Raw genomic sequence first — 17,449 nt, forward strand, 5'->3', positions numbered from 1 at the left:
CGTGCGGTGAATTTCATGGAATTCACTTCAATCTTGCTGTCTGGCATACCATATACCAACGCAAGCGCAACCCCAAAATTCTCACCGATTTCATAACCTTGCGCCCGATAGACGATCAAATCCGCCTATCGGGCGATAACGAAGCGAGATTACTTCCCGAGCAGGTCGGGCGCGATCTTCTTGCAGGCGTCGACCAGGCCCTGCACCGCGCCGACCGACTTGTCGAAGGCTTCGCGGTCCTTGCCGGCGAGTTCGATCTCGACGATGCGCTCGACACCCTTGGAGCCGATCACGACGGGCACGCCGACATACATGTCCTTCACGCTGTACTCGCCGTTGAGATAGGCGGCACAGGGCAGCACGCGCTTCTTGTCCTTCAGATAGCTCTCGGCCATCGCGATCGCGGAGGCAGCCGGGGCGTAGAAGGCCGAACCGGTCTTCAGCAGGTTGACGATCTCGGCGCCGCCGTTGCGGGTGCGATCGACGATCTCGTCGATGCGGGCCTGCGAGGTCCAGCCCATCTTGACGAGGTCGGGCAGCGGAATGCCGGCGACGGTGGAGTAGCGGGTCAGCGGCACCATGGTGTCGCCGTGGCCGCCGAGGACGAAGGCGGTGACGTCTTCAACGGAGACGTTGAACTCATCGGCGAGGAAATAGCGGAAGCGCGCGGAGTCGAGCACGCCGGCCATGCCGACCACCTTCTTGTGCGGCAGGCCCGAGGCCTTCTGCAGCGCCCAGACCATCGCATCGAGCGGGTTGGTGATGCAGATGACGAAGGCGTCGGGGGCGTACTTCTTGATGCCGGCGCCGACCTGCTCCATGACCTTGAGGTTGATGGAGAGGAGGTCGTCGCGGCTCATGCCGGGTTTGCGCGGCACGCCGGCGGTGACGATGCAGACCTTGGCGCCGTCGAGCGCTTCGTAGGAGTTGGCGCCGACCAGGTTGGAGTCGAAGCCGTCGACCGGCGAGGACTGCGCGATGTCGAGCGCCTTGCCCTGCGGCACGCCCTCGGCGATATCGAACAGCACGACGTCGCCCAATTCCTTGAGGCCGACGAGGTGCGCCAGCGTTCCGCCGATCTGTCCGGAGCCAATCAGAGCAATCTTGTCGCGTGCCATGGGAAATCAGTCCTTTGAACTGGTAGCAGGAGGGGTGGGAAGTCGATTGGAAGGGTGGTTATCCCTTTCGAAAGAACCATTCAAGTCGCCGGCCTGCCCAATTGTCGGCCCTGCCTTCAATTCGATCAGGCATGCCAGGACGCGCGCGTCCGGAGCGCGCGAAGGCGCGACCGCGAAAGCCAAATGCGCCAGAGCGTTTTCCAGCGAAGTGGGTACCGGTTCGCGTTAGAAAACGCGTCAAAACGAAAGCTACGTCTCGACCAGGCCGGTCGACGAGCCGCTGGCGGCAGAGTCTTTCCGGCCGTGCGGCAGCGCCAAATAGGATTCCGAGCTCATTTCGATCAGGCGCGATGACGTGCGCTTGAACTCCATCGCCTCGATGCCTTCGGTCGCCAGATAGAGCGACACCGGATCGGCTTCGGCTGAGGCCATCAACTTCACGGCATTGTCATAGAGCGTGTCGATCAGCGAGATGAAACGCTTGGCCGAATTGCGCTCGCCAAAGTCCATCACGGGAACGTGGTCGACCAGGATGGTGTGATAGTCGTGCGCGAGGCGCAGATAATCGGAGGCCGCCAGCGGCTGCTCGCAGAGGTCCGAAAACGAGAAGCGCGCGACGCCATGCGCTGCGCACGGCACGTGCAGCACGCGCCCCTTGATGGTGATGTCACGCGACTTGCACGGCGCGTTGCCGGTCATCTTGCGCCAGGCTGCATTGAGCGCAGCATCAGCGGCATCGTCCGCCGGCACCAGCCACATCTTCACGCCGAACAATTTCTCCAGGCGGAAGTCGGTGCGCGCATCGAGCCGCAGCACGTCCATATGACTTTCGATCTGCGCGATGAACGGCAGGAACAGTGCGCGATTGAGGCCGCCCTTGTAGAGATCCTCCGGCGCGACGTTCGAGGTCGCAACCACGACGGTGCCGAGCTCGAACAGTTTTGCGAACAGACGCCCGAGGATCATCGCATCGGCGATGTCGGTGACGTGGAATTCGTCGAAGCAGAGCAGCCACGCCTCGTCGAAGATCGCCTGCGCGGTCAGCGCCATTACGTCGGCATCGCCGATTTCGCCGCGCGCGATCTGCTGGCGATAACCGTAGATGCGCTCATGCGCCTCGGCCATGAATTCGTGGAAATGCGCGCGGCGCTTGTGCTCGACCTGGCTCTGCTGGAAGAACAGATCCATCATCATGGTCTTGCCGCGGCCGACCTCGCCATGGACGTACAGGCCGCGTGGCGGCTCGTCCTTGTCGCCGCCGCCGAACAGGCGGCCGAGAAAACCCTGCTTGCGCGCCGGCTTGTAGCTCGACAGCCGCTCGTCCAGCGCCGCATAGGCTTGCGCCGCCTGCGCCTGCGCGGGATCAGCCTCGATCGCGCCGGAGGCGATCAGGGCCTTGTAGTGGTCGAGAAAGGAATTGGGCGAGGCGGACAGCATGAGCCCACCTTACGGCCCTACCGCGCGGCAAATTGCAAGCCGTGAATTGGTGTTGGGGGTATGCACTTTCCTCCCCCTCGCCCCGCTCTTGCGGGGAGAGGGTTGGGGTGAGGGGCTCTAACCGCCCGTCGCGGTCTATCGATCGACCTGTACCCCCTCACCCGGATCGCAAGAGCGATCCGACCTCTCCCCGCAAGCGGGGCGAGGTGAAGGGAGTCACGCGCAGAGCGCGTAGGAATCCTCGACCACGTAGGGGCCGCCGCCGGTGGAGGCGCGCGAGGAGAACAGCACGAAGCGGTCTGCCATGAAGCTGCGGCTCGGGAAGTAGCCGCGCACGGAGAGATAATCCGCAACGTCCTGGCTCGACGCATCATGCAGACGCGCGAGCGTCACATGCGGCGTAAACTTGCGCCCTTCGGGATCGAGCCCCATCCGCTGCATCATCCGTTCGAGCTCCGCCTGCAGCTCGATCAGCGGCCGGCTCGGCTCGACGGAGGCAACCACCGCGCGCGGCTTGCGGCCGCCGAAGCTCGACAGCCCCTGCAGCTTGACCTCGAACGGTTTTCTATTCACCCGAAACAGCATCGATGCGATCTCGTTGGCGTACATGCCATCGATATCGCCGATGAAGCGCAGGGTGACGTGATAATTTTCGGGATCGATCCAGCGTGCGCCCGGAAGGCCGCCACGCAAATTGGAAAGGGTCTGGCCGATCTCGGCCGGAATTTCCAGTCCAGTAAACAGACGCGGCATCGCAACAATCCTCGATGCTGAGGCGCGGGGTTTGGGAGCCCGTACCTTGTAACAAGGTCGGCAACGAATCACCGACGACTTAAGTTCTACCCGAGTTATATGACTCTGCGAAGCAGACCCTGTTAACGCCTCGTAAACCTACGGATAAGTCGCTGCGATTGCCCGTTTTTCAACTACGTTGCCCAGATACCGCGCCGAGAAATGCCTCCACCGTGGGCAAGATGTTCTTCACCACGATGTCAACGCCTTCGGCGGTCGGATGCATGCCGTCGGCCTGGTTGAGCTTGGACTCCGCCGCGACGCCGTCGAGGAAAAACGGATAGAGCGGGACGCTGAATTGCTTCGCGAGATCGGGATAGATCGCATTGAACTTCGCCGCATAGTCGCTGCCGTAATTCGGCGGCGCGACCATGCCGCACAGCAGCACCGCGATCTTGCGCGCCTGCAACTTTGTGATGATGTCGGACAGCGCGGCCTTCGTCACCGCAGGATCAGTGCCGCGCAGCGCATCGTTGGCGCCGAGCTCGACGATGACAGCATCGGTTCCGTCGGGCACCGACCAGTCGAGCCGCTCGCGGCCGCCCGAGGAGGTATCGCCGGATACCCCGGCATTGACCATGTCGACCTTTATCCCCTTGGCCTCCAAGGCTTTTTGCAAGCGGACCGGAAACGCCGCGGCGGCCGGCAGGCCGTAACCGGCGCTCAGGGAGTCGCCCAGAACCACCATCTTGATCGGCTTGGTCATCGTGGCCACCTGCGTCTGGGCGACGGCCTGTCCTGCCGTCATCAAGCCCATAAGCAACACGAGTATGTGCACGAACATGAGCAAGCGACCCTCGACCGCAGCGGCGGAAGTGCCATATGACCGAAGCATGGACAGTCTCATCGAACCCTCTTCACTGACCGGCGTCGAGCCGGACACCATTTCCATTCAGAACGTCAACCTGTCGCTCGGCAGCGGAGCGGCCCGCGTTCATATCCTGAAAGATATCAGCCTTCGTGTGGCATCGGGTGAGACCATTGGCCTGATCGGCCCGTCGGGCTCGGGCAAGTCGACCCTGCTGATGGTGATGGCGGGGCTGGAACGTCCTGACAGCGGAGAGGTGGTCGTCAACGGCACCTCGTTCAATGCCCTCGACGAAGATGCGCTGGCGCGCTTTCGCGGCCGCCAGGTCGGCATCGTCTTCCAGTCGTTCCATCTGATCCCGACCATGACGGCGCTGGAGAATGTCGCAGTCCCGCTCGAGCTCGCGGGCAATCCCGATGCCGCGGCGCGCGCCGCGCAGGAATTGCAGTCGGTCGGTCTCGGCGAGCGCCTGCATCATTATCCGACGCAGCTCTCGGGCGGCGAGCAGCAGCGCGTGGCGCTGGCGCGTGCGCTTGCGCCGGATCCTGCGATCCTCGTTGCCGACGAGCCGACCGGCAATCTCGATGAAGCCACCGGCAAGCAGATCGTCGATATGCTGTTCACCAAGCACGCCGAGCGCGGCATGACCCTGGTGCTGGTCACGCACGACACCTCGCTGGCGCAGCGCTGCGACCGCGTGGTGCGGCTGCGCTCGGGACGTATCGACGGACAATCAACCACATGAGCATAGCGTCCGAAGTCGCGGTGCAGGGCCGCGCGTCGTCGCTCGCCTTCCGCTACGCATTGCGCGAATTGCGCGGCGGCTTGCGCGGCTTCTACGTTTTCATCGCCTGCATCGCGCTCGGCGTGATGGCGATCGCCGGCGTCGGCTCGGTCGCGGCAAGCCTCGGCGACGGCCTGTCGCGCGAGGGCCGCACGCTGCTCGGCGGCGATGTTGCGTTCTCGCTGATCCAGCGCGAGGCCAAGCCCGACGAGGTCGCTTATCTGCGAACACGTGGCGATGTTTCGGTGGCGGCCACGCTGCGCGCGATGGCCCGCAGTGGCGACGGCAAGCTCGCCCTCGTCGAGCTTAAGGCGGTCGACAACAAATATCCGTTGCTCGGCGAATTGACGCTGGAGCCGCCGATGCCGGTCGCAGATTTGCTGGCCGAGCGCGACGGCGCGTTCGGCGCCGCCGTGGATTCGACCTTGCTGGCGCGGTTCGATCTCAAGCTCGGCGACCGTATCACCGTCGGCAGCGCCACCTTCCAGATCCGCAGCGTCGTGGTGGCCGAGCCCGACAAGCTCGCCGGCGGCGTCGGCCTCGGGCCGCGCTTCCTGGTCAGCGAGGCTGCGCTGCGCGCCACCGAATTGCTGCAGCCCGGCAGCCTGATCCGCTGGATCTACCGGGTGAAGCTGCCCGACGGCGCCAACGACGATCGCGCCACAACCGCGCTGATCGACGGCGCGCGGAGTGCCGCGCCGGAGGCCGGCTGGGAAGTCCGCAGCCGCAGCAACGCCTCGCCACAGCTGGAGCGCACCATCAATCGCTTCACGCAATTCCTCACGCTCGTTGGCCTGGCAGCCCTATTGGTCGGCGGGGTCGGCGTCGCCAATGCGGTGAAGAGCCATATCGACCGCCGCCGCGACGTCATCGCCTCCTTCAAGGCGCTCGGCGCCACCGGCCGTGAGGTCTTCACCATCTATCTGACGCAAGTGGTCGTGCTCGCCGGCATCGGCTCGATCATCGGGCTCGCGCTCGGCGCGGCACTGCCCTTCGCGATCGTCGGCCTGTTCGGCAAGCTGCTCCCGCTGCCGGTGGTGCCGGCGCTGCACCCGGACGAGCTCGCGCTGTCTTTCATCTATGGCCAGCTGACCGCGCTCGCCTTCGGCCTGTGGCCGCTCGGCCGCGTCCATGACGTGCCGGTCGCCGCACTGTTTCGCGAGACCGTCAGCAGCGAATGGCATCGGCCGCGCTGGAGCTATCTGGCGCTGATGAGCGTCGTGATCGTGTTGCTGATCACGGTTGCGATCGGGCTCGCCTACGACAAACGTGTCGCCGCCGTGTTCGTGGCGTCCTCGATCGCGGTATTCATCCTGCTGCGCGGAATCGCATCAATCCTGATGGCGCTGGCGCGTCGTGCGCCGCGCAGCCGCATCACCATGCTGCGGCTTGCGGTCGCCAACATCCACCGGCCGGGCGCGCTGACACCGTCGGTGGTGCTGTCGCTCGGACTTGGCCTGGCCGTGCTCGTCACCATCACCCAGATCGACGGCAATCTGCGCCGGCAGTTCATGGCGGCGCTGCCGGAGCACGCCCCGTCGTTCTTCTTCATCGACATTCCCTCGACCGAGGCCGATCGCTTCGGCGCCTTCCTCAAGCAGACCGCGCCCGACTCGACGGTCGAGGACGTGCCGATGCTGCGCGGCCGCATCGTCGCCGCCCGCGGCGTCAAGGCCGAGGAGCTCAAGCCCTCGGTCGATTCCGAATGGGTGCTGCAGAGCGACCGCGGCCTGACCTATACCGGCGAGGTGCCGAAGGGCTCCAAGGTCGTCGAGGGCGAATGGTGGGGCCCCGACTATAACGGACCGCCGCTGGTCTCGATGGAGAAGAAGATCGCCGACGGCCTGAAGCTGAAGATCGGCGACGAGGTCGTGGTCAACGTGCTCGGTCGCGACATCCCGGCCAAAATCGCCAATTTGCGCAACATCGATTGGCAGGGGCTCGGCATCAATTTCGTGCTGGTCTTTTCGCCCAACGCCTTCAGGGGCGCCCCGCACAGCCATGTCGCGACCCTGACCGAACCCCATCCCGACGCCAAGGGCGATGCCCGCATCATCAAGCAGGTCGCGGACGCCTTTCCGATGGTGACGAGCGTGCGGGTCCGCGAGGCCCTGGAGACGGTCGGCAGCGTGGTCAGCAATCTCGTGCTGGCGATCCGCGGCGCCAGCGCGGTGACGCTGATCTCGGCTATCCTGGTGCTCGGCGGCGCGCTCGCCGCCGGCCATCGCCACCGCGTCTATGACGCCGTGATCCTGAAGACGCTGGGCGCCACAAGGGCCCGGCTGCTCGGCGCCTACGCGCTCGAATATCTGATGATCGGCTTTGCCACCGCCGTGTTCGGGGTGATCGCGGGCTCGATTGCGGCCTGGCTGATCGTCACCCGGCTGATGACGTTGAGCTTCATCTGGCAGGCCGGCAGCGCGGCAGCGGTGGTCGTGGCGGCGCTGGTCGTCACGGTCGGTCTGGGGCTTGCCGGAACGCTACTCGCGCTGAACCAGAAACCTGCCACGGTGTTGCGGAATTTGTGACAATTTGTAGCGGCGAATAAAGGGCTTTTCGCTACATACACAGGGATAGAGCGACATTCAGCCGCGCGTGGAAGCTTGCCTCCGCTGTGTTAATTTCCCACATATCGATCAGGTCGGATGGGCGGTTTGATGACACGGAATTAATGTTCCGGAAAGTCGCCATCCGAGATAGATTTACCCCCGGCGCCGCAAATCCCTTGCGCTCCACCGGGACCAACCACGGGAATTCGACCATGTCGGACCTAGACCGTAACTATGCTTCTCCTTTCGGCAGGGCCGCCGCGCGCGTTGACGCTGCGACGGTCGATGCCGGGCTGCGCGCCTACATGCTGCGCATCTACAATTACATGAGCATTGGCCTGGCCATCACCGGCCTTGCCGCGCTCGGCGTCTATATGGGCGCCGTGACCACCGACCAGGCCGGCGCGGCCGCCAAGTTCGGCAACGCCTATCTGACGCCGTTCGGCTACGCGATGTTCGTCAGCCCGCTGAAGTGGCTGTTCATCCTCGCGCCGCTGGTGATGGTGTTCGTGATCTCGGCCGGCATCAACCGCCTGCAGCCGGCGACCGCCCAGCTGCTGTTCTGGGTGTTCTCGGCGCTGATGGGCCTGTCGCTGTCGTCGATCTTCCTGGTGTACACGCACACCTCGATCGTCCGCGTCTTCTTCATCACCGCGGCGACCTTCGGTGCGCTGAGCCTCTACGGCTACACCACCAAGCGTGACATGAGCGGCATGGGCTCGTTCCTGTTCATGGGCCTGATCGGCATCATCATCGCGAGCGTGGTCAACCTGTTCCTGGCGAGCTCGGCACTGCAGTTCATCGTGTCCGTGGTCGGCGTGCTGGTGTTCGCGGGCCTCACCGCCTGGGACACCCAGCGCTTGAAGAACGACTACATCTACGGCTACGCCTCGCAGGGTGGCGTGATGGCAGAACGTGCGGCGATCACTGGTGCGCTGTCGCTCTACCTGAACTTCATCAACCTGTTCACGCTGCTGCTGCAGCTGCTCGGCCAGCGCGACTAAGCGCTCAGAACCGAGACCCGATCGAAGCCCCGGCCCTCGCGGCCGGGGCTTTTCTTTTGAGGGGGAGAAAAATAATCTCCCCGGCATGTCCAATGCAGAAATCCGGCCCGCCACCGCGGCCGACCTTCCCTTCATCACCGCGATCTACGAGCACGCCGTGCGCCACGGCACCGCGACGTTCGAGCTGATCCCGCCCGACCTCGCCGAGATGACGCGCCGCTTCAACACGCTGATGGATGGCGGCTTCCCCTATCTCGTCGCCATCCTGGAGGGCCGCGTGGTCGGCTACGCCTATGCCGGCCCCTACCGGCCGCGTCCGGCCTATCGCTTCACGGTGGAGAATTCGGTCTATCTGGACCCATCGGCCCACCGGCGCGGCATCGGGCTGATGCTGATGCAGCGGCTGATCGCCGAATGCGAGGAACGCAGCTTCCGCCAGATGATCGCCGTGATCGGCGATTCCGCCAACGCCGGCTCGATCGGCGTGCACCGCCGATGCGGCTTCCAGATGATCGGGACGCATCCCAATGTCGGGCTCAAATTCGGCCGCTGGCTCGACACCGTGATGATGCAGCTCGCGCTCGGCGACGGCGCGGCGACCGTGCCGGGGGATTGAGATTTGTAGCCCCCGGATGGAGCGCAGCGAAATCCGGGCTACGGTGCTCTTGCTACACCAGCGCCAGCTTGCGATCGATCACCAGCAGCACGCGCTCGAGTTCATGGCCGCGGCGCAGGATCAGGCCAGTGGCCGAGATCACGCTGTACATGCCCTGCTTGCGCGCGAGCCGCGGGTCCTTCTCGATGCGATAGATCGGCATCTCCGAGGCGCGGCGGAACACCGAGAACACCGCGCGCTCCTTCAGGAAGTCGATCGCATAGTCGCGCCACTCGCCATCGGCAACCATGCGGCCGTACAGATTGAGAATGCGATTGAGCTCAAGACGATTGAACGTGACCCGATTGGGCTGGGGGGCCGCAGCGGCGGGACGCGCCACGGCGCGATTCCCGCTCGGATCAGTGTCCTCCGAGATCAAACTCATCGAGCGCCTCCTGTCATCTCCGTGACGATCTCGTCCCGAAAACCGGTCCCCACTTTCCGGGATCGTCACGCGGATGACATGATTGCGCTAAGTGAGGGGCGCTGCAAGGGGCTCAATTTTCCCTGTCGTTCAGCCTGCCGAGGGCGTGACGGACTGCCCCCGCAGGATTCACGGGAACGTTAGCAGAATCATATTGCTGCCCCACTTCCGCCCATCGCCCGCCCCGCTGGCTTGGGAAAAGAGAATCCTGCGTTGGCCCGGTCCTTTCGGTTCCGGATTCCTCAGCCCCCAGCCCCCCGGGGCCGTCGGGATCGGGCCTGTACGCAGGGGAGTTAATCCCCAACACACTGGGCCAACGCGAGTTGGTCCTTTTTGTTTTTGGGGATGCGCGATCCGCCCGCACCGGCACGGATCACAGCGATGTTCGTTTCCACACGACCTTCGTTTCCACACATTGCCACGCCGCCACCGCGCGCATCCCGCGCGGCGAAACGACGCGATCGATGTTTACGTTTGATTAGTGCAGCGACGTGAAGGCCGCGCCGAGCATCGGCCCCGGCTTCTCGCGATTGCCGTCCTGGACATAGACGACGGCCGCATCGACACCATCACGCGTGATGTTCTCGATCGGCACGGTCCAGTTTCCGGACGAGCCGTTCCAGTCACCGACCTTCAGGAGATTGCGCACCACGTTGTGGTAGGTGACCTCGCGTCCGCGATTTTCACCGCGGCTGATCTGGATCGGCACCGCCTTCGAGACCGAGCAGATCCACACTTCGCCGCGGGAGACGCTGGGCTCCGTGGCGGCCGCGACCGACACGTTGATCTGCTTGCCGGAGAGCGTCATCGTCACCGGCACCGACATCACGCCGTCGGCCTTGGTCGTGGTCTTGATCGCGTTCTCGATGCTGCTGCGATCGCTGCCGATCACCTGCGCGGCGCCGTTGACGACGGCCTGCGGCGTGTAGACGTCGCGATCGCCGCGCACATGCGAGTAGGCTTTCTGGCGCGCGCTGAAGCGGGAGTCGGCGAGGGTGTCCTTCCAGCCGAGATAATCCCAGTAATCGATCGGCATGCTCAGCGCGATGACATTGGGGTCCTTGGAGAGTTCACCGATGACCTTGTCCGCCGGCGGACAGGACGAGCAGCCTTGCGAGGTGAAGAGCTCGACGACGGCGCGTGGATCAGCATGGGCGGGGCGGATGACGGCGATGATCGCACAGATTCCGAGTGCACTGGACCACCGCGAGATACAATTATAGGCCATCATCGCTGTCATACTGAGAACCGGTCGTGATGAATACCATCCGTATTTGTACGGGACATCGATTTGATCCTTAACCGCGTGCCCCAAAACGCAAGAAAGCGGCCTTTTTCATAGGCCGCCTTCTTTTTAGCCGCTACTCACTAACGAGTGAGCCACTGATCACAAATCCGCGTTTCAAAGCGTTTTCAAGCGAAGTGAGTATCGGCTCACGTGCACAAAACGCGTCGAAAAAGGTTGTTACGCAGCGAGCTTGCGCAGCACGTAGTGCAGGATACCGCCGTTACGGTAGTAGTCGAGTTCGTCCAGCGTATCGATGCGGCAGAGCAGCGGGACGCGGTTCAGCGAGCCGTCGCTGGAGACGATTTCCGCCGTCAGCATCTGGCGCGGCTTCAGGTCGCCCTGCAGGCCGCGGATGGTGACCTTCTCGTCGCCCTTGAGCCCGAGCGAGGACCATGAGGTGCCCTGCTCGAAGGTCAGCGGCAGCACGCCCATGCCGACCAGGTTGGAGCGATGGATGCGCTCGAAGCTCTGGCAGATCACGGCGCGGACGCCGAGCAGACGGGTGCCCTTCGCCGCCCAGTCGCGCGACGAGCCGTTGCCGTATTCGGCGCCGGCGAACACCACCAGCGGCACTTCCTCCTGCTGGTACTTCATCGCGGCGTCGTAGATCGACATCTGCTCGCCGTCGGGCCAATGCTTGGTGAGACCGCCTTCCGGAATGTTGCCGTCGGCGCCCTTCAGCATGAAGTTCTTGATGCGGATGTTGGCGAAGGTGCCGCGCATCATCACCTCATGGTTGCCGCGCCGCGTGCCGTACTGGTTGAAGTCGGCGGGGCGCACCTGGTGCTCGCTGAGGAATTTGCCCGCGGGCGAGGTCAGCTTGATCGAACCGGCCGGCGAGATGTGGTCGGTGGTGATCTTGTCGCCGAACATCGCCAGGATCCGCGCATCGACGACGTCGACGATCGGATCGGGCTGCTTCTTCATGCCCTCGAAATAGGGCGGGTTCTGCACATAGGTCGAGCTCATGTTCCAGCGGTAGGTCTCGCTCTCGACCGTCTTGATCTTGCGCCAGTTGGTGTCGCCCTTGAACACGTCGGCGTAGCGCTTCTTGAAGATCGTCGCGGTGACGAACTTCTTCATGAAGGCGTTGATCTCCTTGGCGGTCGGCCAGATGTCCTTCAGGAACACCGGCTTGCCGTCCTTGCCGGTGCCGATCGGCTCGACTGCGAGATCCTTGGTCACGGTGCCGGCGAGCGCGTGCGCGACAACCAGCGGCGGCGAGGCGAGATAGTTCGCCTGCACGTCCGGCGAGACGCGGCCTTCGAAGTTACGATTGCCCGAGAGCACGGCCGCAGCGACGATGCCGTTGTCGTTGATCGACTTCGAAATCTCTTCCGGCAGCGGGCCCGAATTGCCGATGCAGGTGGTGCAGCCGAAGCCGACCAGGTTGAAGCCGACCTTGTCGAGATCCTTCTGCAGGCCCGAATTGGCGAGATATTCCGCCACCACCTGGCTTCCGGGCGCGAGAGAGGTCTTCACCCACGGCTTTGCGGTCAGGCCCTTGGCCGCCGCGTTACGGGCGAGCAGGCCGGCGCCGATCAGCACGCTCGGGTTCGAAGTGTTGGTGCAGGACGTGATCGCGGCGATCACGACGTCGCCATGGCCGAGCTGGAAATCGCGGCCTTCGACGGCGTAGCGCTTCTCGGTGTCCTCGGTCTTCTTGTACTCGCTGGTCAGCGCGGTGGCGAAGCCGGACGACACCGCCGGCAGCGCGATGCGGCCTTCGGGACGCTTCGGACCGGCCATCGACGGCACGACGTCAGCCAGGTCGAGGGTCAGCGTGGTGGTGAACACCGGATCGGTCGACTTGTTGGTGCGGAACAGGCCTTGCGCCTTGGCGTAGGACTGCACCAGCTTGACGCGGTCCGCCTTGCGGCCCGAGGTCTTCAGATAATCGATGGTTGCGGCATCGACCGGGAAGAAGCCGCAGGTCGCGCCATATTCCGGCGCCATGTTGCCGATGGTGGCCTTGTCGGCGACCGAGAGGAAGTCGAGGCCGGGGCCGAAGAACTCGACGAACTTCCCGACCACACCCTGCTTGCGCAGCATCTGCGTGACCGTGAGCACGAGGTCGGTCGCGGTGACGCCTTCCTTGAGCTGGCCCTTGAGCTTGAAGCCGACCACCTCAGGCAGCAGCATCGACAGCGGCTGGCCGAGCATGCAGGCTTCCGCCTCGATGCCTCCGACGCCCCAGCCGAGCACGGCGAGGCCGTTGACCATGGTGGTGTGCGAGTCGGTGCCGACCAGCGAGTCCGGATAGGCCACTTCGAAGGTGCCGGTCTTCTTGCCGACCGTCATCTTCTCCTTCTTGGTCCAGACCGTCTGGGCCAGATATTCGAGATTGACCTGGTGGCAGATGCCGGTGCCGGGCGGCACGACCGAGAAGTTCGAGAACGCCTTCTGACCCCACTTCAGGAACTCGTAGCGCTCCTGGTTCTGCTTGTATTCCTCGACCACGTTCTTGCCGAACGCCTTGTTGTCACCGAAGAAGTTCACGATCACCGAGTGGTCGATGACGAGATCGACCGGCACCAGCGGATTGATCTTCTCGGCATCGCCGCCGAGCTTCTGCATCGCGTTGCGCATCGCGGCGAGATCGACCACCGCCGGCACGCCGGTGAAGTCCTGCATCAGCACGCGCGCCGGGCGGAAGGCGATTTCATGCTCGAGCTGGCGCTTCTTCAGCCACTTCGACACCGCGACGATGTCGGCCTTCTTGACGGTGCGATCGTCCTCGTTGCGCAAGAGGTTCTCGAGCAGAACCTTCATCGAATACGGCAGCTTCGAAATGCCCTTCAGTCCGTTCTTCTCTGCCGTGGGCAGGCTGTAATAGACGTAGGTCTTGCCACCGACCTTCAGGGTCTTGCGGCATTTGAAGCTGTCGAGTGAGGTCATGCGAGGAAATCCCAGTTCTCAGTTATACCCGGCAAGGGTATTAGGACACCGGCGACCGGATCGGCCTGAGGAAGGCCTGATGGCTTGCGGCTGCCGATTGTGTGCTGCATCAAGTTCCGGGCTTATAGAATCTTTCTAGAAGCACCGCCACACCGACAAGCGACCTGCAGCGTTGCGCGACCCAAAAATTCTCACACGGTAGCGAAAGTTTTCAGAGGGCTGTGACAGAAGGGACCATGCGGCTCTCGGGGCAACAATTGCGATGCGTGCGCGGCGGCCGCGAGGTGTTCTCCGGCCTCGATTTTGCGGCCTCCGCCGGCGAGGCGCTGGCGATCGTCGGGCCGAACGGATCAGGCAAGACCTCATTGCTGCGCGTGATCGCGGGCTTGCTGGTGCCGGCGGATGGGACCATCGCGCTGGATGGCGGGGACGCCGAGCTCAGCGTGCCCGAGCAGGCCCATTATCTCGGCCACCGTGACGCCCTGAAGCCGGCGCTGAGCGTCGCGGAAAACCTGTCCTTCTGGCGCGAATTCCTCGGCGGCGAACCCGAAGACAGCGCAAAATGCCTGTCCGCGGTCGCCCTCGATCACGCCACGCACCTGCCGGCCGCCTTCCTCTCCGCCGGCCAGCGCCGGCGCCTGTCGATCGCCCGGCTGCTGACCGTCCGCCGCCCGGTCTGGCTGCTGGATGAGCCGACCTCGGCGCTGGATACCGCCGGGCAGGCGCTGTTCGTCGGCCTGATGCAGGGCCACCTCGCCCGCGGCGGCATCATCGTCGCCGCGACCCATTTGCCGCTCGGGATCGAGGCGCGGGAATTGCGCATGGGGGGCGCGGCATGACCGCCCTCGCCGCCCTGATCCGCCGGGACATCCGCATCGCGCTGCGCGTCGGCGGCGGGGCGCTGATTGGCGTGCTGTTCTTCCTGACCGTCACCGTGCTGATGCCGTTTGCGGTCGGGCCGGACCTGGCGCTGCTGTCGCGGCTTGGGCCGGCCATCCTCTGGCTTGGCGCGCTGCTGGCGAGCCTGCTCACCCTCGACCGCCTGTTCACGGCCGACCACGAGGACGGCTCGCTCGACCTGATCGTGATGAGCCGGACGCCGCTGGAACTGGCCTGTGCGGCCAAGGCGCTGGCGCATTGGCTGGCGGCAGGCCTGCCGCTGATCATCGCCACGCCCGTGCTCGGCCTGCTGCTCAATCTCGACGGGACTGCGACCCTGGCGGTGGCGGTCACGCTGCTGACGGGAACACCGGCGCTGACCTTCACGGGCATGATCGGGGCCGCGCTGGCGGTGACGATGCATCGCGGCGGGCTGTTGCTGGCGGTGCTGGTGCTGCCGCTGTCGATTCCGGTGCTGATCTTCGGCGTCGCCGCCTCGCAGGCCGCGATCGTGGGCCCGATGTCGTTCGGAACTCCGTTCTCGATCCTGTGCGCGCTGTCGCTGGTCAGCTTCGTGATCGGGCCTTTTGCCGCAGCCGCGAGCCTCCGGCACGGATTGGACTGACTTTGCGCCCGATCAATTCTTGCCGAGAAGATTTCGGCCAATTGCTAGAGCCATTCCAGACGACTATCAGGGTGCCATGCCGCTGATCGACCTTGCCAACCCCTCACGTTTCCTGGCGCTGACCGGGCGCATCCTGCCATGGCTGGCGGGTGCGACTGCGATCCTGCTCGCGATCGGCCTCTATCAATCCGCGCTGGCGCCCGACGACTACCAGCAGGGCGCGACCGTGAAGATCATGTTCATCCACGTGCCGAATGCGTGGCTGTCGATGTTCGTCTGGGGCGTCATGAGCCTGGCCGCGCTGGGCACGCTGGTGTGGCGGCATCCGCTGGCCGACGTCGCGGCCAAGGCCGCAGCCCCGATCGGCGCCGCCTTCACCTTCCTCGCACTGGTCACGGGCTCGCTGTGGGGCCGGCCGATGTGGGGCACCTATTGGGAATGGGACGCGCGGCTGACCTCGGTGCTGATCCTGTTCCTGATGTATCTCAGCCTGATGGCGCTGTGGCGCGCGGTGGAAGATCCCTCGCGCGCAGCGCGGGCGGCGGCGATCCTGACCCTGGTGGGCGCGATCAACATCCCCATCATCAAATTCTCGGTCGACTGGTGGAACACGCTGCATCAGCCGGCCTCGGTGATCCGGATGGGCGGACCGACGCTCGACAAATCCTTTCTGTGGCCGCTGCTGGTGATGGCCATCGCGTTCTCGCTGCTGTTCATCACGCTGCATCTGGCCGCGATGCGCAACGAAATCCTGCGCCGCCGCGTGCGCAGCCTGCAGATGATGCAGGCGAGTCGCACCGTGTTTTCGAGCGAACAGAGCGCCTCAACGAAAATGGGGACGGCATGACCATGGCGCTCGGTCCCTACGCATCCTTTATCGTGACTTCCTACGCGCTCGTCGCGGCCGTGGTGCTGCTGTTGATCGTCTGGATCTTCGCCGACTATCGACGGCAGCAAGCGCGCCTGAGCGAGCTCGAGGCCAGCGGCGTGACGCGCCGCTCCCGCCGCACCGCGGCGGACATCTGATGAACGAGCAAGCAACGCAACCGCCGCCGACGCGGCCCTGGCTGGTGGCGCTGCCGCTGATCATCTTCCTCGGCCTCGCCGCGCTGTTCCTGGTGCGGCTCTATGGCGGAGACCCTTCCAAGATTCCGTCGGCATTGATTGGACGGCCAGCGCCGCAAACCGTGCTGCCCGCGCTCGATGGCCTGGTGAAGGACGGCACGCCGGTGCCCGGGCTCGATCCCACAGCCTTCAAGGGCAAGGTCAGCGTCGTCAATGTCTGGGCGTCCTGGTGCGTGCCGTGTCATGACGAGGCGCCGCTGTTGACCGAGCTCGGCAAGGACAAGCGCTTCCAGATCATCGGCATCAACTACAAGGATTCTCCCGACAACGCGCGCCGCTTCCTCGGCCGCTACGGCAATCCGTTCGGCATCGTCGGCGTCGACGGCAACGGCCGCGCCTCGATCGAATGGGGCGTCTACGGCGTGCCCGAGACGTTTGTCGTCGGGCGCGAAGGCAAGATCGCCTACAAGCTGGTCGGCCCGGTGACGCCTGATAACGTCAACAGCGTGCTGAAGGCCGAGATCGAGAAGGCGCTGAAGTAGTCGTGCTCATTCGAGAGCGCGCGAGCGCGAAGCTGAATGGCGAATGAAGACTTCCGGCAAATATTTTCTTCGCGTTTATCTGCGGTTCATTTGCCGGACACGGCAACGCCACGAACGCGCACCTAACTCTCTTGCGTGACTTCACTCGCTCCCTTGGAGGGGACATATGCGCAAGACCACACTCGCTTCACTTCTCGCCACCACGCTCGCTCTGGGCATGCTGACATCAGCGCCGTCGATGGCCCAGTCGACGCAACCGGCCGCACCCGCCGCCACCAGCAAGATGGCTCCGGCGCCGAAGGCCACAGCCCCCGACACCAAGACCGTCGGGGTCGCCAAGGACGACCTGCTCGATATCAACAGCGCCAGCGCCGACCAGCTCGACGCGCTGCCCGGCATCGGCAAGGCCTACTCGGCCGCAATCATCAAGGGCCGCCCCTACAAGGGCAAGGATGAGCTGGTGCAGAAGAGCATCCTGCCGCAGGCGACCTACGACAAGATCAAGGACAAGATCATCGCCAAGCAGAAGAGCTGATCTCTCGTGCCCCGGACGCAGCGCAGCACGAAGTGGTGCGCTGCTG

The 17,449-nt window shown here is 64.4% G+C and carries 17 protein-coding genes; 10 read left to right on the forward strand and 7 right to left on the reverse strand.

What is annotated here, in order from left to right; translation table 11 throughout:
- Positions 1-149: 149 nt before the first annotated feature.
- From mdh to JQ604_RS23420, 4 genes are all read right to left on the reverse strand, one after another.
- On the reverse strand, positions 150-1,118 hold the full coding sequence (mdh, locus tag JQ604_RS23405; protein WP_212362444.1) for a malate dehydrogenase: 969 nt from the start codon (positions 1,116-1,118) through the stop codon (positions 150-152).
- A gap of 249 nt (positions 1,119-1,367) precedes the next feature.
- Complete coding sequence (gene zapE / locus JQ604_RS23410; protein WP_212362447.1) at positions 1,368-2,555, reverse strand: cell division protein ZapE; 1,188 nt, start codon at positions 2,553-2,555, stop codon at positions 1,368-1,370.
- A 216-nt stretch (positions 2,556-2,771) separates the two neighbouring features.
- The gene (gene thpR / locus JQ604_RS23415) at positions 2,772-3,308 is read right to left on the reverse strand and encodes an RNA 2',3'-cyclic phosphodiesterase (RefSeq protein WP_212362450.1); all 537 of its coding nucleotides are present in this window, start codon (positions 3,306-3,308) and stop codon (positions 2,772-2,774) included.
- Positions 3,309-3,477: 169 nt separating this feature from the next.
- On the reverse strand, positions 3,478-4,125 hold the full coding sequence (locus tag JQ604_RS23420; RefSeq protein WP_433996277.1) for an arylesterase: 648 nt from the start codon (positions 4,123-4,125) through the stop codon (positions 3,478-3,480).
- A gap of 55 nt (positions 4,126-4,180) precedes the next feature.
- On the opposite strand from JQ604_RS23420, the gene JQ604_RS23425 reads away from it, so the two are divergent.
- From JQ604_RS23425 to JQ604_RS23440, 4 genes are all read left to right on the forward strand, one after another.
- The gene (locus JQ604_RS23425; RefSeq protein WP_212362453.1) at positions 4,181-4,900 is read left to right on the forward strand and encodes an ABC transporter ATP-binding protein; all 720 of its coding nucleotides are present in this window, start codon (positions 4,181-4,183) and stop codon (positions 4,898-4,900) included.
- Positions 4,897-7,467 (forward strand): ABC transporter permease, encoded by a 2,571-nt coding sequence (locus JQ604_RS23430; protein ID WP_212362456.1) that lies wholly within the window; start codon positions 4,897-4,899, stop codon positions 7,465-7,467. Before JQ604_RS23425 ends, JQ604_RS23430 begins: the two co-directional genes overlap by 4 nt.
- A 233-nt stretch (positions 7,468-7,700) precedes the next feature.
- Positions 7,701-8,492, forward strand: a complete 792-nt coding sequence (locus JQ604_RS23435; protein WP_212362459.1) for a Bax inhibitor-1/YccA family protein — start codon at positions 7,701-7,703, stop codon at positions 8,490-8,492.
- Positions 8,493-8,577: 85 nt separating this feature from the next.
- The gene (locus JQ604_RS23440) at positions 8,578-9,108 is read left to right on the forward strand and encodes a GNAT family N-acetyltransferase (protein ID WP_212362462.1); all 531 of its coding nucleotides are present in this window, start codon (positions 8,578-8,580) and stop codon (positions 9,106-9,108) included.
- A gap of 52 nt (positions 9,109-9,160) precedes the next feature.
- Here JQ604_RS23440 and JQ604_RS23445 read toward each other — a convergent pair whose 3' ends face one another.
- The 3 genes from JQ604_RS23445 to acnA form a co-directional block, all read right to left on the reverse strand.
- The gene (locus JQ604_RS23445; protein WP_212362465.1) at positions 9,161-9,532 is read right to left on the reverse strand and encodes a DUF2794 domain-containing protein; all 372 of its coding nucleotides are present in this window, start codon (positions 9,530-9,532) and stop codon (positions 9,161-9,163) included.
- Between the two features lie 517 nt (positions 9,533-10,049).
- Positions 10,050-10,811: a DUF1223 domain-containing protein gene (locus JQ604_RS23450; RefSeq protein WP_212362467.1), complete on the reverse strand. Its 762-nt coding sequence runs from the start codon at positions 10,809-10,811 to the stop codon at positions 10,050-10,052.
- 225 nt (positions 10,812-11,036) lie between these two features.
- Positions 11,037-13,757, reverse strand: a complete 2,721-nt coding sequence (acnA, locus tag JQ604_RS23455; protein ID WP_212362470.1) for an aconitate hydratase AcnA — start codon at positions 13,755-13,757, stop codon at positions 11,037-11,039.
- Between the two features lie 236 nt (positions 13,758-13,993).
- Between acnA and ccmA the strand changes: the two genes are divergently transcribed.
- The 6 genes from ccmA to JQ604_RS23485 all read left to right on the forward strand — a co-directional run bounded on the left by ccmA (position 13,994) and on the right by JQ604_RS23485 (position 17,403).
- Positions 13,994-14,596 (forward strand): heme ABC exporter ATP-binding protein CcmA, encoded by a 603-nt coding sequence (ccmA, locus tag JQ604_RS23460; protein WP_212362473.1) that lies wholly within the window; start codon positions 13,994-13,996, stop codon positions 14,594-14,596.
- Positions 14,593-15,261 carry a heme exporter protein CcmB gene (ccmB, locus tag JQ604_RS23465; protein WP_212362476.1) on the forward strand — a complete coding sequence of 223 codons (669 nt, stop codon included), beginning with the start codon at positions 14,593-14,595 and terminating at the stop codon, positions 15,259-15,261. The genes ccmA and ccmB overlap by 4 nt, the downstream gene beginning before the upstream one ends.
- Before the next feature lie 76 nt (positions 15,262-15,337).
- A complete protein-coding gene (locus JQ604_RS23470; RefSeq protein WP_212362479.1) occupies positions 15,338-16,108 on the forward strand; it encodes a heme ABC transporter permease in 771 nt (256 codons plus the stop codon).
- Positions 16,105-16,287 (forward strand): heme exporter protein CcmD, encoded by a 183-nt coding sequence (gene ccmD / locus JQ604_RS23475; RefSeq protein WP_212362482.1) that lies wholly within the window; start codon positions 16,105-16,107, stop codon positions 16,285-16,287. The genes JQ604_RS23470 and ccmD overlap by 4 nt, the downstream gene beginning before the upstream one ends.
- A complete protein-coding gene (locus tag JQ604_RS23480; RefSeq protein ID WP_212362485.1) occupies positions 16,287-16,868 on the forward strand; it encodes a DsbE family thiol:disulfide interchange protein in 582 nt (193 codons plus the stop codon). Before ccmD ends, JQ604_RS23480 begins: the two co-directional genes overlap by 1 nt.
- 166 nt (positions 16,869-17,034) lie before the next feature.
- Positions 17,035-17,403: a ComEA family DNA-binding protein gene (locus JQ604_RS23485; RefSeq protein WP_212362488.1), complete on the forward strand. Its 369-nt coding sequence runs from the start codon at positions 17,035-17,037 to the stop codon at positions 17,401-17,403.
- Positions 17,404-17,449: the final 46 nt, after the last annotated feature.

Source organism: Bradyrhizobium jicamae (genome assembly GCF_018130695.1).
GTDB lineage: Bacteria > Pseudomonadota > Alphaproteobacteria > Rhizobiales > Xanthobacteraceae > Bradyrhizobium > Bradyrhizobium jicamae_B.

Bases quoted from the DNA above. Each gene is read 5' to 3' on its own strand.
- mdh (WP_212362444.1), bottom strand. From the start codon at position 1,118: ATGGCACGCGACAAGATTGCTCTGATTGGCTCCGGACAGATCGGCGGA.
- zapE (WP_212362447.1), bottom strand. From the start codon at position 2,555: ATGCTGTCCGCCTCGCCCAATTCCTTTCTCGACCACTACAAGGCCCTG.
- thpR (WP_212362450.1), bottom strand. From the start codon at position 3,308: ATGCCGCGTCTGTTTACTGGACTGGAAATTCCGGCCGAGATCGGCCAG.
- JQ604_RS23425 (WP_212362453.1), top strand. From the start codon at position 4,181: ATGGACAGTCTCATCGAACCCTCTTCACTGACCGGCGTCGAGCCGGAC.
- JQ604_RS23430 (WP_212362456.1), top strand. From the start codon at position 4,897: ATGAGCATAGCGTCCGAAGTCGCGGTGCAGGGCCGCGCGTCGTCGCTC.
- JQ604_RS23435 (WP_212362459.1), top strand. From the start codon at position 7,701: ATGTCGGACCTAGACCGTAACTATGCTTCTCCTTTCGGCAGGGCCGCC.
- JQ604_RS23440 (WP_212362462.1), top strand. From the start codon at position 8,578: ATGTCCAATGCAGAAATCCGGCCCGCCACCGCGGCCGACCTTCCCTTC.
- JQ604_RS23445 (WP_212362465.1), bottom strand. From the start codon at position 9,532: ATGAGTTTGATCTCGGAGGACACTGATCCGAGCGGGAATCGCGCCGTG.
- JQ604_RS23450 (WP_212362467.1), bottom strand. From the start codon at position 10,811: ATGACAGCGATGATGGCCTATAATTGTATCTCGCGGTGGTCCAGTGCA.
- acnA (WP_212362470.1), bottom strand. From the start codon at position 13,757: ATGACCTCACTCGACAGCTTCAAATGCCGCAAGACCCTGAAGGTCGGT.
- ccmA (WP_212362473.1), top strand. From the start codon at position 13,994: ATGCGGCTCTCGGGGCAACAATTGCGATGCGTGCGCGGCGGCCGCGAG.
- ccmB (WP_212362476.1), top strand. From the start codon at position 14,593: ATGACCGCCCTCGCCGCCCTGATCCGCCGGGACATCCGCATCGCGCTG.
- JQ604_RS23470 (WP_212362479.1), top strand. From the start codon at position 15,338: ATGCCGCTGATCGACCTTGCCAACCCCTCACGTTTCCTGGCGCTGACC.
- ccmD (WP_212362482.1), top strand. From the start codon at position 16,105: ATGACCATGGCGCTCGGTCCCTACGCATCCTTTATCGTGACTTCCTAC.
- JQ604_RS23480 (WP_212362485.1), top strand. From the start codon at position 16,287: ATGAACGAGCAAGCAACGCAACCGCCGCCGACGCGGCCCTGGCTGGTG.
- JQ604_RS23485 (WP_212362488.1), top strand. From the start codon at position 17,035: ATGCGCAAGACCACACTCGCTTCACTTCTCGCCACCACGCTCGCTCTG.